Genomic DNA, 12,241 nt, shown 5'->3' with positions numbered 1-12,241 from the left:
ACTTACAGCTATTCCAATATTGCGTCTTAGAGGAGACCTATGCGCACGGCTGTTTTGAGAACCAAGATTTTTTTCTTCGCCCTTTTCGGGGGCTTGAGTTGGATTAGCACTGCGCCTGCTATGGCGCAAATGAATATTGAGATTGCCGGTGTCGGCCAATCGCAATTACCTGTGGCAATCATGCGTTTTGCTGGTGAAACTCAGTTGCCAATGCGCCCAACAGATGTGATTCGTTCTAATATTGCGCGCAGTGGGGCCTTGCGTAATACTGAAGCGGGTAATGGTGAGTTGGCATGGGATATTAATCCTGACTATGGTTCATGGAACTCGCGAGGTGCAGCAGCACTGGCGGTAGGTAGTGTCACAAAAATGAGTGATGGTCGCTTTGAGATTCGCTATCGCCTATTTGATATTCGTAAACAAGAAAGTCTGGGTGGTTTAGTTATTGCTGCCGGCCCTGATGATTTGCGCATGGCCGCGCATCGTATCTCTGATGACATCATTCAAAAGCTTTTGGGTGAACGAGGCATTTTCTCAACCCGCCTGTCTTATGTGATTCGTGCTGGTAATAATTACCGTTTGGTGATTTCTGATTCAGATGGTGAGAACCCACGTCCTGCGCTAGCCAGTAAAGAGCCCATCATTTCGCCAGTTTGGTCACCCGATGGCAAAAAAGTCGCTTATGTTTCTTTTGAGTCGCGCAAGCCTGTCATTTATGTTCACGAGTTGGCTACGGGTCGCAGAGTGATCTTGTCCAATCAAAAGGGCAATAACAGCGCCCCTGCTTGGTCACCCGATGGACGTCGTTTAGCGATTGCTTTATCGATTGACGGTAATACTCAGGTCTACCGTGTTAATGCTGACGGCAGTGGTTTAAAGCGTTTAACGCGTGGTAGTTCGATCGATACTGAGCCCCAGTGGTCGCCGGATGGTAAACATATTTATTTCACGAGTGATCGAGGCGGTAATCCACAAATCTATCGTATGTCTACCGAAGGTGAGGCAGAGGGTGGTGCGCAGCGCGTCACTTTCAAGCATGGATTTGTCACCAGCCCAAGACTTTCACCTGATGGCAAAAACTTAGTCTATGTCGCAAGAACGGGCGGGGCATTTAAATTACAAATTCAGGAACTCAGTTCAGGTGAGGTGACCCAATTATCGGATGGACCCCGTGATGAGACACCGACCTTTGCAGCTAATGGTCGTTTTGTCTTATTTGCTACGCGTTCCGGTGGCAAGCCAGTCTTAGCAGCCGTCTCGGTGGATGGTAAAAATCGTCAGATACTCAGTTTGCCTGGTGCAGATATTCGTGAGCCAGCCTGGGGACCATTTATGGATTAAGCCTGATTTCGTTACGGCTCATCTGAGTTTGGTACGATATGACGGCAATTATGAAAAAATTAACTACAAAATTCACACTTCTTGGAGGAAATATGCAGCATATGTCATTGATTCGTAGAGCCCTGCTCATTAGTTCAGTTGTTTTTTTAGGTGCATGTGCATCAGGTGTTAAGTTAGATGACGCAGATGGTGCTAAAGGTAAGGGTACTGATTACAGTGCTCAGCCATGGAACGATCCTAAGAGCCCATTGTTTAAGCGTAGTGTTTACTTTGACTTTGATAGTTATGCTGTGAAAGCAGAATATCAAGCGATGTTGCAAAACCACGCCAACTACCTCAAGGCTAACAAAGATCGCAAGATTAAGATTGAAGGTAATACAGATGAGCGCGGTACCACAGAGTACAACTTGGCGTTAGGTCAGCGTCGTTCTGAAGCTGTGCGTAAATCATTGTCTTTGATGGGTGTACCTGACTCACAAATGGAAGCCGTGAGCTTTGGTAAAGAAAAGCCAAAAGCACAAGGCAGCAATGAAGAAGCTTGGAAAGAAAATCGTCGCGCTGATATTCAGTATCAGTAATACATAAAGGATCAATCCGATGGTGCAAACCTTTATACAAAGATTGATCCCCACAACAGTAGCAGCGGCCTTGGCCGCTGTTGTTGTTCTTGGGGCCGGTTTATTTAGTTCTCCAGCTCATGCGCTCTTAGAAGATAAAGAAGCGCGCCTGGCGATCATTAATTTACGCGAACAGCTAGCGACCTCGCAAAGAGCGCAAGTTGATTTAATGAATCAACTCGAAGAAGAAAAGCGCACTAGTGCGCAGCAAAGGGGCCAAATAGAAGTTTTGGAGCGCCAAGTTGAAGAACTGATTGCGCAACAGAAAACTTTCTATCAAGACATTAATAATCGTTTGAAGCGTTTTGAGCCGCAAACGATGGAAGTTGAAGGTGTGCAAGGCACCGTGCAGCCTGGTGAGAAAGAGGCCTATGAGGTAGCTCTTAAAGCTTTTCAGGATAGTCAACTGAAGCGCGCAGAAAATCTTTTTGAGACCTTTACCAAAAAATACAGCAACAGCCCCTATTGGCCATTGGCACAGTTTTGGTTAGGTAATGCCCAGTATGGTTTGAAAAACTACAAAGAAGCTATCGCGAACCTTCAAGCACTGATTAAGAAATACCCGCTGCATGGACGCATCCCAGATGCCATGCTGACTTTGGGTAACAGCCAATTAGAAGCTGGACAAAAAGCAGCGGCTAAGAAAACGCTAGACACCTTAATCAGTAAATACCCAGAGTCTGAGGCAGCTAATTTAGCTAAATCGATTGTGAAAACCATCAAGATTGAGAAAAAATAGTGGCAGCAATTGAGCAGTTCTCGAAGATGCGAGCGCGACAGGCGGGTGATAAGGCTGTCGTGCTCCTCTCGGGTGGTTTAGATTCAGCGACTGTCTTGGCTTTAGCTAAACAGTTGGGATATCAAGTCTATGCTTTGTCATTTCGGTATGGGCAAAGACATTCTTCTGAGTTAGATGCGGCCAGCAGGGTTGCGGCAACCCTGGGTGCTGATCGACATGAGATTATTGATTTAGATTTGAGGCGCTTTGTCGGTGGCTCAGCGCTCACCGATGATCAATATGCGGTACCGACTAGTCCGAGTCAAAAAGATGAGATCCCAATCACTTATGTGCCCGCCAGAAATACGATCATGCTCTCGGTCGCTTTGGGTTGGATTGAGGCTTTGGGGGGTCGTGATATTTTCTTTGGTGCGAATGCTGTGGATTATTCGGGCTATCCTGATTGTCGCCCTGAATATGTTGCAGCCTTTGAAAAAACGGCCAACTTAGCCACCAAAGCCGGTGTGGAAGCGCATACCCCAGAGACAATGATGCGTATTCATGCGCCGATTATTAAGATGAGTAAAGCGCAGATTATTCAAACCGGTTTACAACTGGGGGTGGATTTCTCGCAAACGGTCTCTTGTTATCAAGCCAACAGCAAAGGTCAAGCCTGCGGTGTTTGTGAGTCTTGCCGTCTGAGAGCTCAGGGATTTAAGGATGCAGGCGTTCTTGATCCTACTATTTATGCTTAAAAAGTAAGACTAAATCAGGGCCTCAACCCCTTTATTCTTAAGAATAGATAAAAGCTTCAGAGAGGGGCCGCTTGGTTTTTTCTCGCCGGTCTCCCATTTTTGAACGGTTGAAGTACTCGTGTTGAGAACTAGGGCTAATACAGCCTGACTTAAATTTTCGCGAAGCCTAATCTGTTTTATTGCATTAGGCGTCAGATCTTTTACTTGAAGCTGTTTTAGGGCGGCAAAATCAGCGATTTGTTTTTTACTAACAACACCTGTTTTTTGAAGGTCGGCGAAAGTGTCTCGCATCTCTTCAATAATCCGACTTTTCTTATTTATTGTCATAATAAATCTCCATTAGGGACTTACTTTCTTTCATTTTTTCAATTTCTATGGGTTTCAAATCTAATAACATTTCAGATATTTTTTGAAGGTAGGCTAATTCCACGTTATTGATGTTTTGCCTTTCATTTTTATCAAATCCAAATAAAAAGAACCAATATTTACCTAGTTTAGTTGCGAGGATTAGTCTAGAGCCGCTACTCTTACCTCTATTTCCAGAACTTACTCTTTTTTTGTATAGATTTCCTCCAAGTTCTGCGTCATAAAGACCAACTTCAATTTCTAGAGTAGCTCTTAATAAATCTTCATCTTTAAGGTTTGATTTTTTAAGCCATTGTGAAAATTTACGTGTTTTAAAAATTCTTTTTTTACCCATAGATAACTATACCACTTGGTGGTATAGTAAATCAACTCGCTATCAGACTTTACACAAATCGGAAAATAAAAAACCTCTGACGAGTCAGAGGTTTTTTGGCTATCGAGTAAGAAAATTACTTAAGTGCTGCAAATACTCGTGTAGTGATTTCTTCTACGCTACCCATGCCGAGAACTTGACGGTAAGCAGGTGCTGCCACTTTAGCGGCACTATCTCCCTTATTAGCCCAATCTGAGTAGTAATCGACTAAAGGACGTGTCTGGGCGTTATAGACATCTAAACGTTTGCGAACGGTTTCTTCTTTGTCATCGTCACGCTGAATCAAGTCTTCACCGGTTTCATCGTCCTTACCAGCAACTTTGGGTGGGTTGTATTTCACATGATAAGTACGGCCTGAAGCAACGTGTACGCGGCGACCACTCATGCGTTCGATGATGGCATCAAACGGCACGTCGATCTCTAAAACATAATCAATCGGCACACCAGCATCTTTCATAGCCTGTGCTTGTGGAATCGTGCGTGGAAAACCATCAAAGAGATAGCCCTTGGCGCAATCCGCTTGAGTTAAGCGATCTTTAACAAGACCAATAATTATTTCATCAGACACCAAGCCACCAGAGTCCATCACTTTTTTGGCTTCAATGCCTAAGGGTGTGCCCGCTTTGACGGCTGCGCGCAACATATCCCCTGTAGAAATTTGCGGAATACCAAACTTCTCACAAATAAACTTGGCCTGCGTTCCTTTGCCAGCGCCTGGTGCGCCCAATAGGATTAATCGCATGTGTACTTCCCTCCAGATATCAAAAATCTTTGTTTGCCTGCGAGCGCCTAGTGTCAATTAAGCGCTTGAAGGAAAAAACAAGAGCTTAGGTACTCTGCTTGACAAGAAACTGACGCAGTATGCCTTTGGCTTTCATTTTCCCACGAAAAAACCTCAGATTGGCTCTAAAGGGCTATTTTTCGTATGGGGATTTCCCCCAATGGAGGGCTTATGAAGATGTTCGGACTAATGCGCGGACGCGCTCTAAGTCTTCAGCCGTATCAACCCCGGCAGGGGGTGCAGCATCGGTAATAAGCACTTGTATTTGATAGCCGTACCAAAGCGCGCGTAATTGCTCGAGAGATTCAGTGTTTTCGAGTGGTGCCGGTCTTAATTGAGCAAAGGCCTTTAAAAACTTCGCGGTATAGGCATACATACCAATATGGCGATAGTGTTGGCCCTTGTCTTTCTCGGGATTGCGTGCAAATGGAATGGCCGAACGTGAAAAGTACAAAGCTTTTTGTTGATGATCCATCACCACTTTGACGGCATTGGGATTATTCACTTCGCTCTCATCATCGATCAAGACTGCCGCTGTTGCGATATCGGCATCTGGATGATTGGCTAAACAGTGAGCCACATCTTGAATCAATTGAGGCGGGATGAGAGGCTCATCGCCTTGGACATTCACCACAATTGCATCATCAGCTAAACCTAAATGACGCACTACTTCACTTAAACGATCTGTGCCTGTGGGATGGTCACGACTGGTCATGATTGCATCTAAGCCTGTGTTTTGACAGGCTTTGAGAATGCTTTCATCATCGACTGCTACCACCACACGTGCTGCCCCAGAAGCGAGCGCACGCTCTGCAACTCTCACCACCATGGGTTTGCCGCCAATATCAGCCAATGGCTTATTCGGTAAACGAGTGGACGCCAGGCGCGCTGGGATAATCGCAATAAATGGTTTGCTCATGCCGACTAAAAAAATAATTAAAGTGCCTGAATTTCTTCAGGGCTCAGACTGCGAGCGTCGTTGGCGAGCATCACTGGTATACCGTCTTTGATCGGATAAGCCAGCTTATCGGCTTTACAAATCAGTTCATTATTTTTCTGATCATGTTGCAAGCTGGATTTACATAATGGACAAACCAAGATGTCGAGTAAGCGTTTTTCCATCATCGATTCCCAATTTAGTTGACGGGGCGTTGCAGGATGACATCAATTTGTTCTAGCAAGTCAGGTGGTAATTCAATGGTGACTGGCATGACCCAAATACGAGCATCATCACGATACATCTGCATTTCTTGGCATTTTACGGCATCCTTTTCGGTGATCAAAATGCGCTGCGCGCCAGATTCTGAAAAGGGGTTTTCTAGATAGTTGTAGTGATCTGGTAAGGGGAGGCGCTTAATTTCAATACCTTGCGACTCAAGTAACTGGAAAAACTTTTCAGGATGCCCCATACCTGCAGCGCATAAGATTTTTTCTTGATGGCTGATGGTCACTAATTCATCTACTGATAGTTGATGAGGTGGATGATTGAGTTGATAGGCCGTTCCGGCGCGCGCCAAAACACCGTAGAGCGGGGCGCCACATAAGTAGGGTTTATTCGTTTTAATACTTTGACCAAGATGCAAAGTGAAGTCACGCTCACGGTTCGCATGTTCACGCAAGGGTCCCGCTGGCATTAAGTAGCGATTGCCTTCACCCCGTGGATCACGCACGATGATTTCAATATCGCGACCTCCTTCGCGTGCCGGCCAGCGTTTGAGACCGTAATGTTGGAGGCCGTCATCACACACAATGACATTCACATCAGGATATTGTTTAAGCAGGGCAAGGCCTGCTAACACTCTTTTCGGATGAACAAAGACCGGTATATGCCAAGCAGCATCATGATGGTAGAGCTGTTGAGCCATCAGTGCAGGTTCATCGCCTACGATGCGCGCATCGCTAGTTAGAGTGACTTCTGTGGGATCAGTCACCTGGCCTTGATAGCCTCTAGAGATCACGCCAACACGATAGCCTTTATCTCGTAATGCGCGAGCTAGAGCAATCACCGTTGGAGTTTTACCAGTACCTCCAACGCGCAGATTGCCGACAATGATGACGGGTACAGGTAAGGCAACACTTTTCAGAATACCGATTTCATAAAGGCAACGACGTAGAGCGGCTAACCAGCCAAAGACCAGGCTGAGAGGACACATCAAGCAGGCTTTTAAGCCACGCTTTTCCCAATAAGCTGGTGCGTTTAAGGTGAGCTGTGAATGATTCGCAGATTTCATGGCTTGGCTTAAGGCGCTTATGGCGCCTTATCGTTTTTACCTTGGGTCGCGAACACAATTTGATGAAGATTGGCATTGCGTGCTGCTTCCATCACTTGCATCACCGCTTGATGGGGTGCTTTGCCATCAGCCGCAATGATCACCATGGCTTGAGTGCCAAGTTGCTGAGCCCACTCATTCATTTGCGTATCGAGTTGACTGTAAGCCACGCGCTTACCATTCATCGCGATTCTTCCATCGGCTGTGATTGCGACATTGAGTTCCTTGCTCTTGGAACTAGCTGAGACACCATTGGCCTCAGGCAATGTGATGGAGAGTTCTTGATACTTCGTGAATGTCGTGGAAATCATTAAAAAAATCAAAATCACCAACAAGACATCAATAAAGGCGATCAGATTAATTTCAGGCGCTAGTCGAGATTCCGCTTGGCGCGTGAATAATGTTTGAGAAGAGTCACTGAATAATTTCATAGACTCGCTGGAAACAATTCTTCCAATAGCGCTTTGGCGGCTTGTTCACATTCTCGTTGGCGAGCATCAATCATGCTGCGCAAGATGCGCCAACCTGCATAGGCAGGAATCGCAATCAAGAGCCCAAAAGCGGTGTTGTATAGCGCAATCGAAATACCATGGGCTAACTGTTGTGGGTTAGCTACACCAGATTGTTGACTACCAAAAATCTCAATCATGCCAACCACCGTACCAAATAAGCCCATCAATGGAGCGATTGTCGCAATCGTTGCTAAAGCACCCATATAGCGCTCTAAATAGTAGGCCACATCTTGAGCAGTCTCTTGCATGGCCGTGGTGACAAAATCAGCACTTGGCTTTTTTTGATAAGCCTCTAAACCGCTCGCTAGGATACGACCTAAGAGTGCGGCATCTGAGAGGCTTTGTAGTGCTGCAGCACTTTGACTCTGATTCAACAATCCAGAGTCATAGACTTGGCTGGCTGCTTTAATTAAATGAGGTGGGGATACCTTTTTTTGTTGTAAGAACCAAAAACGTTCCAGCAATATGGCTAGCGCCAAAATAGAGGTCAATAAAAGTGGCCAGGCGGGCCAACCCGCAGCAAGTATCATCTCGTACATAGACCTATACTTTAAACGATGCGTGTTGTCTGAATGCAAAATCAAGCACTTGGCTGGCTTATTTTCGAAGGAGTCTTTAATTGATGAGCTATCTGGGTCAAAGTGATTGAAAAGGCTGTGGATAACTATGTGTAAAACTTATATCTGCGGTGCGTATAAGTCCTTGATTTTGGTTTTAGAAACACTCAAGTATTCATAAGTAGTTTTAATTTAATTATATAAATCAATAGTTTATATCGATTTAATTGGCTCAGAGGGGTATTCTGAGCGTCAAACAAAGAAACTGAATAGGTCTGTGGATAGTTTTGGACTGCAAGTCCTTATAAATACAAGATGACTGTAAAAAAATGACAGAAATATCGAGAGAAATTATCTCTGTTGGCGATCTCAACCGCGCCATTGTTGAGCTTTTGGATGGCCAAATTGGTTCTGTGTGGCTCAGAGGTGAGATTTCTAATTTCAAGGCTTATGACAGTGGCCATTGGTATTTCTCATTAAAGGACAGTGAGAGCCAAATACGGGCAGTGATGTTTCGCGGTCGCAATACTCAAGTCGGCTTTATGCCTAAAGAGGGCGACTTAGTCGAGGTATCAGCCCAAGTCAGTGTTTACATACCCCGTGGTGATTTACAGATCAATGTACAGCTTTTGCGCAGAGCTGGACAAGGGGGTTTATATGAAGCCTTTTTGAAGCTGAAAGAAAAGTTAGCTAAAGAAGGTTTGTTTGCTGAAGAGCGCAAACGAGACATTGCTGCGCACCCCAAAGGTATTGCGGTGGTGACTTCAACCCAGGCTGCCGCTTTAAAAGATGTGTTGAGTACTTTGGCGCGACGTGCTCCGCATATTCCGGTCACTATATTCCCAACGTTGGTGCAAGGGGCGGATGCCCCAGCCGCAATCATAGGAGCCCTCCAGAGCGTTTATGAACAAGCAGATGCCTTGGGTATTGAAACCATTCTATTGGTGCGTGGCGGCGGCAGTATTGAAGATTTATGGGCATTTAATGACGAGGCACTCGCACGGGTCATCGCGAGTTCACCGGTACCCATCATTTCTGGGGTGGGTCATGAAACAGATTTCACTATCAGTGATTTTGTGGCCGATTTGCGGGCGCCAACACCAACAGGTGCTGCTGAATTAGCGACCCCTGATCGTGAGGCGCTTTTGCAAGACTTAAATTACTATCAAGAGCGTATCGCCAGACGGATTCGTCAAGTACTCGATCGGGAGGTGCAGCGTCTTGATCAAATGCAAATGCGTTTGCAGCATGCCATCCCTAATCCACAACAGATGCGTGAGCGTAAGGATGCTCTCGAGGCACGCTTGCATCAAGCGTGGCGTGTACTAACCAAGCGTCATACAACAACCCTAGATCATTTAGGGAAACATCTAGAGATTCTGAATCCTCAAAGAACCTTAGATCGTGGTTATGCAGTATTACTCGATGAGCAAGGCCATGCGCAAAGAAACCCACAAGACTTGAGGACGCAGACCCCTTATGAACTGCGCTTAGCTGATGGCTTGGCCGAGGTCCAATTACAAGAGATAGTCGCTAGAAAGACAGAAAAAAGGTAGCAAGATTAAAATAGACAATCTTGGGCTATCACCCATTTTTATCGAAGTGAATGAAGTTGTAGTCATGATTGAAGTAATTTAAGGAGACTCGTATGGAGCACGCATTACCCCAATTGCCTTATGCCTTAGATGCATTGGCCCCCCATATTTCTAAAGAAACTCTCGAGTTTCACTATGGCAAACACCATCAAACCTATGTGACTAACCTCAATAACCTCATCAAGGGCACTGAGTTTGAAAACATGGGCTTGGAAGAGATTGTTAAAAAATCTTCAGGTGGCGTTTTTAACAATGCCGCACAAGTCTGGAACCACACTTTTTACTGGATGGGTTTAAAGCCTAACGGTGGTGGTGCACCAACCGGCGCATTGGCTGATGCAATCAATGCCAAGTGGGGTTCATTTGATAAATTCAAAGAAGAATTCACGAAGTGCGCAATCGGTACCTTTGGTTCAGGTTGGGCTTGGTTAGTTAAAAAAGCTGATGGAAGCTTAGATCTCGTATCCACATCCAACGCTGCTACACCACTCACAACAGATGCTAAAGCCTTGTTGACATGTGACGTGTGGGAGCATGCTTACTATGTGGATTACCGCAATGCCCGTCCTAAGTATGTTGAGGCATTCTGGAACTTAGTGAACTGGGATTTCGTTGCGAAAAACTTTGCCTAAGATTTTCCAGTATCAAAAAGTAACAAGAAGAAAAAAGAACCCCGCTGATTAAAGCGGGGTTTTTTATTGATACAGCTTGGATTCGCTTTTAAGACTCGAATGAACTTTTTAAATCAGCTCAATCAGTTTCTCAGTCTCTAAAGTTGTTAAAGCCTAGCGGCGCGTCTTCAACATCCTTGCGCAAGAGTGCAATAGCAGCTTGCAGATCATCACGTTTACCGCCTGTGATGCGCACCGCATCGCCTTGAATACTGGCTTGTACTTTCATCTTGCTATCTTTGATGATGCGCACAATCTTCTTGGCCAACTCTTGATTAATACCTTTTTGGATGGTGATAGTTTGCTTACGCTTATCACCAGAGATGGTTTCGAGTTTGCCATCTTTTAAAAAGCGCACATCGACTTGGCGTTTGGCGAGTTTCGAGAGCAAAACGTCTTTGACTTGTTTGATTTTGAAGTCATCATCGCCAAAGAGGGTAAGTTCTTCCTCTTTGTGCTCAATGCGCGCATCCGAGCCCTTAAAGTCAAAACGGGTCGAGATTTCTTTATTGGCTTGATCGAGTGCATTTTTCACTTCGACCATATCAGGTTCACATACAACGTCAAAAGATGGCATTTAACACCTACTCATCGTCTAAAAAATGGGTTGAACAATAATCACAGTTAAGATTGTGTCATGAGGACAGAATTTTCTGCGAATTTACAGCATTACAACACGTTTGGCTTTGCCGTGAAGGCGGCTGAACTTTGCCATCTAGAAACTGAAAATGATATTGAAATCTTTGCCAGTCAATTAGATCCAGACACCCCCTGGCGAGTTTTGGGCGGTGGTAGCAATATTGTTTTAAGGGATGATTTGCCAGGTAAAACGGCCATCATGGCCTTGCAGGGTAAAAAAATCCTGGAAGCCACTGATAGTACTGTCTTGATTGAGGCGGCGGCTGGTGAGAGCTGGCATGACTTTGTAAGCTGGACGCTGGAGCAAAATTGCCCCGGCCTAGAAAATCTTGCATTGATCCCTGGCACGGTGGGCGCGGCGCCTATACAGAACATTGGCGCCTATGGTTTGGAAATCAAAGATGTTTTCCATTCACTCAAAGCCTATGATCGACATACTCAGTCATGGCGAACACTTTTTGCAAAAGATTGTCATTTTGCTTATCGCCACAGTATTTTCAAAGAAGAACCGCAGCGTTATCTCGTTGCCAGTGTGACCTTCGCGCTTCAAAAACCATGGCAAGTGAATCTCGCTTACGCGGATGTTCTACAACGTTTTAAAGATCTACCAGCACAAGACATTAAACCCAGAATGATATTTGATGCTATTTGTGAGATTCGGCGTAGCAAATTGCCTGATCCTCAGGTGCTAGGTAATGCAGGAAGTTTTTTTCATAATCCGGTGGTGGATGAAAAAACCTATCTGCAATTGAAAGAACGCTTTCCGCAATTGGTGGCCTATGCCAATCCAAAGGGGTGGAAATTAGCAGCGGGTTGGCTGATTGATCAATGTGCTTACAAAGACTATCGTCGTGGGCAAGTTGGTGTTTATGAAAAACAAGCGTTAGTCCTGGTTCACTATGGCGAGGGCACTGGGCAGGAGCTCATTCAATTAGCCCAAGAAATACAAGCAGCTGTCCAAGAAAAATTTGGCGTCACTCTCAGCATTGAGCCATCGATCTTGCCCTAGGATCAGGGCAACTGAAAGCTTAAAGTAATAGCTAAGG

The 12,241-nt window shown here is 45.2% G+C and carries 16 protein-coding genes; 7 read left to right on the top strand and 9 right to left on the bottom strand.

Annotated elements, in window-relative coordinates; translation table 11 throughout:
• Positions 1 to 39: 39 nt before the first annotated feature.
• From tolB to queC, 4 genes are all read left to right on the top strand, one after another.
• A complete protein-coding gene (gene tolB / locus ICE94_RS02625; RefSeq protein ID WP_216148449.1) occupies positions 40 to 1,341 on the top strand; it encodes a Tol-Pal system beta propeller repeat protein TolB in 1,302 nt (433 codons plus the stop codon).
• A 101-nt stretch (positions 1,342 to 1,442) separates the two neighbouring features.
• Positions 1,443 to 1,919 (top strand): peptidoglycan-associated lipoprotein Pal, encoded by a 477-nt coding sequence (gene pal / locus ICE94_RS02620; protein WP_216150861.1) that lies wholly within the window; start codon positions 1,443 to 1,445, stop codon positions 1,917 to 1,919.
• A gap of 19 nt (positions 1,920 to 1,938) precedes the next feature.
• Positions 1,939 to 2,697 (top strand): tol-pal system protein YbgF, encoded by a 759-nt coding sequence (gene ybgF / locus ICE94_RS02615; protein WP_216148446.1) that lies wholly within the window; start codon positions 1,939 to 1,941, stop codon positions 2,695 to 2,697.
• Positions 2,698 to 2,705: 8 nt separating this feature from the next.
• Positions 2,706 to 3,431: a 7-cyano-7-deazaguanine synthase QueC gene (gene queC / locus ICE94_RS02610; RefSeq protein ID WP_370623792.1), complete on the top strand. Its 726-nt coding sequence runs from the start codon at positions 2,706 to 2,708 to the stop codon at positions 3,429 to 3,431.
• A 9-nt stretch (positions 3,432 to 3,440) separates the two neighbouring features.
• Here the strand turns inward: queC and ICE94_RS02605 are convergent, their stop codons facing one another.
• The 8 genes from ICE94_RS02605 to ICE94_RS02570 form a co-directional block, all read right to left on the bottom strand.
• Entirely contained in the window at positions 3,441 to 3,758 is a 318-nt protein-coding gene (locus ICE94_RS02605) for a DNA-binding transcriptional regulator (RefSeq protein ID WP_216148443.1), read from the bottom strand.
• Positions 3,745 to 4,131, bottom strand: a complete 387-nt coding sequence (locus tag ICE94_RS02600; protein WP_216148440.1) for a type II toxin-antitoxin system RelE/ParE family toxin — start codon at positions 4,129 to 4,131, stop codon at positions 3,745 to 3,747. The genes ICE94_RS02605 and ICE94_RS02600 overlap by 14 nt, the downstream gene beginning before the upstream one ends.
• Before the next feature lie 115 nt (positions 4,132 to 4,246).
• Positions 4,247 to 4,912 (bottom strand): adenylate kinase, encoded by a 666-nt coding sequence (gene adk / locus ICE94_RS02595; protein WP_216148437.1) that lies wholly within the window; start codon positions 4,910 to 4,912, stop codon positions 4,247 to 4,249.
• 208 nt (positions 4,913 to 5,120) lie between these two features.
• Positions 5,121 to 5,870 carry a 3-deoxy-manno-octulosonate cytidylyltransferase gene (gene kdsB / locus ICE94_RS02590; protein ID WP_216148434.1) on the bottom strand — a complete coding sequence of 250 codons (750 nt, stop codon included), beginning with the start codon at positions 5,868 to 5,870 and terminating at the stop codon, positions 5,121 to 5,123.
• A 17-nt stretch (positions 5,871 to 5,887) separates the two neighbouring features.
• Complete coding sequence (locus tag ICE94_RS02585) at positions 5,888 to 6,073, bottom strand: Trm112 family protein (RefSeq protein WP_216148431.1); 186 nt, start codon at positions 6,071 to 6,073, stop codon at positions 5,888 to 5,890.
• Positions 6,074 to 6,087: 14 nt separating this feature from the next.
• Positions 6,088 to 7,182, bottom strand: a complete 1,095-nt coding sequence (gene lpxK, locus ICE94_RS02580) for a tetraacyldisaccharide 4'-kinase (RefSeq protein WP_216148429.1) — start codon at positions 7,180 to 7,182, stop codon at positions 6,088 to 6,090.
• Positions 7,183 to 7,199: 17 nt separating this feature from the next.
• A complete protein-coding gene (locus ICE94_RS02575; RefSeq protein WP_216148427.1) occupies positions 7,200 to 7,652 on the bottom strand; it encodes a biopolymer transporter ExbD in 453 nt (150 codons plus the stop codon).
• Positions 7,649 to 8,272, bottom strand: a complete 624-nt coding sequence (locus ICE94_RS02570; protein ID WP_216148425.1) for a MotA/TolQ/ExbB proton channel family protein — start codon at positions 8,270 to 8,272, stop codon at positions 7,649 to 7,651. Before ICE94_RS02570 ends, ICE94_RS02575 begins: the two co-directional genes overlap by 4 nt.
• A gap of 347 nt (positions 8,273 to 8,619) precedes the next feature.
• On the opposite strand from ICE94_RS02570, the gene xseA reads away from it, so the two are divergent.
• Both xseA and sodB read left to right on the top strand, forming a co-directional pair.
• The gene (xseA, locus tag ICE94_RS02565) at positions 8,620 to 9,846 is read left to right on the top strand and encodes an exodeoxyribonuclease VII large subunit (RefSeq protein WP_216148420.1); all 1,227 of its coding nucleotides are present in this window, start codon (positions 8,620 to 8,622) and stop codon (positions 9,844 to 9,846) included.
• A gap of 92 nt (positions 9,847 to 9,938) precedes the next feature.
• Complete coding sequence (sodB, locus tag ICE94_RS02560) at positions 9,939 to 10,517, top strand: superoxide dismutase (protein ID WP_216148417.1); 579 nt, start codon at positions 9,939 to 9,941, stop codon at positions 10,515 to 10,517.
• Positions 10,518 to 10,647: 130 nt separating this feature from the next.
• Here sodB and ICE94_RS02555 read toward each other — a convergent pair whose 3' ends face one another.
• Positions 10,648 to 11,133: a YajQ family cyclic di-GMP-binding protein gene (locus tag ICE94_RS02555; protein WP_216148414.1), complete on the bottom strand. Its 486-nt coding sequence runs from the start codon at positions 11,131 to 11,133 to the stop codon at positions 10,648 to 10,650.
• Positions 11,134 to 11,193: 60 nt separating this feature from the next.
• Here ICE94_RS02555 and murB point away from each other — a divergent pair, with 60 nt between their 5' ends.
• The gene (murB, locus tag ICE94_RS02550) at positions 11,194 to 12,204 is read left to right on the top strand and encodes a UDP-N-acetylmuramate dehydrogenase (RefSeq protein WP_216148411.1); all 1,011 of its coding nucleotides are present in this window, start codon (positions 11,194 to 11,196) and stop codon (positions 12,202 to 12,204) included.
• Positions 12,205 to 12,241 lie beyond the last annotated feature (37 nt).

Source organism: Polynucleobacter sp. MWH-Loch1C5 (assembly GCF_018881775.1).
In the GTDB taxonomy this organism is placed as follows: Bacteria; Pseudomonadota; Gammaproteobacteria; order Burkholderiales; family Burkholderiaceae; genus Polynucleobacter.
This window is presented reverse-complemented; position numbering and strand designations above follow the sequence as displayed.

Bases quoted from the DNA above. Each gene is read 5' to 3' on its own strand.
- tolB (WP_216148449.1), top strand. From the start codon at position 40: ATGCGCACGGCTGTTTTGAGAACCAAGATTTTTTTCTTCGCCCTTTTC.
- pal (WP_216150861.1), top strand. From the start codon at position 1,443: ATGTCATTGATTCGTAGAGCCCTGCTCATTAGTTCAGTTGTTTTTTTA.
- ybgF (WP_216148446.1), top strand. From the start codon at position 1,939: ATGGTGCAAACCTTTATACAAAGATTGATCCCCACAACAGTAGCAGCG.
- ICE94_RS02605 (WP_216148443.1), bottom strand. From the start codon at position 3,758: ATGACAATAAATAAGAAAAGTCGGATTATTGAAGAGATGCGAGACACT.
- ICE94_RS02600 (WP_216148440.1), bottom strand. From the start codon at position 4,131: ATGGGTAAAAAAAGAATTTTTAAAACACGTAAATTTTCACAATGGCTT.
- adk (WP_216148437.1), bottom strand. From the start codon at position 4,912: ATGCGATTAATCCTATTGGGCGCACCAGGCGCTGGCAAAGGAACGCAG.
- kdsB (WP_216148434.1), bottom strand. From the start codon at position 5,870: ATGAGCAAACCATTTATTGCGATTATCCCAGCGCGCCTGGCGTCCACT.
- ICE94_RS02585 (WP_216148431.1), bottom strand. From the start codon at position 6,073: ATGGAAAAACGCTTACTCGACATCTTGGTTTGTCCATTATGTAAATCC.
- lpxK (WP_216148429.1), bottom strand. From the start codon at position 7,182: ATGAAATCTGCGAATCATTCACAGCTCACCTTAAACGCACCAGCTTAT.
- ICE94_RS02575 (WP_216148427.1), bottom strand. From the start codon at position 7,652: ATGAAATTATTCAGTGACTCTTCTCAAACATTATTCACGCGCCAAGCG.
- ICE94_RS02570 (WP_216148425.1), bottom strand. From the start codon at position 8,272: ATGTACGAGATGATACTTGCTGCGGGTTGGCCCGCCTGGCCACTTTTA.
- xseA (WP_216148420.1), top strand. From the start codon at position 8,620: ATGACAGAAATATCGAGAGAAATTATCTCTGTTGGCGATCTCAACCGC.
- sodB (WP_216148417.1), top strand. From the start codon at position 9,939: ATGGAGCACGCATTACCCCAATTGCCTTATGCCTTAGATGCATTGGCC.
- ICE94_RS02555 (WP_216148414.1), bottom strand. From the start codon at position 11,133: ATGCCATCTTTTGACGTTGTATGTGAACCTGATATGGTCGAAGTGAAA.
- murB (WP_216148411.1), top strand. From the start codon at position 11,194: ATGAGGACAGAATTTTCTGCGAATTTACAGCATTACAACACGTTTGGC.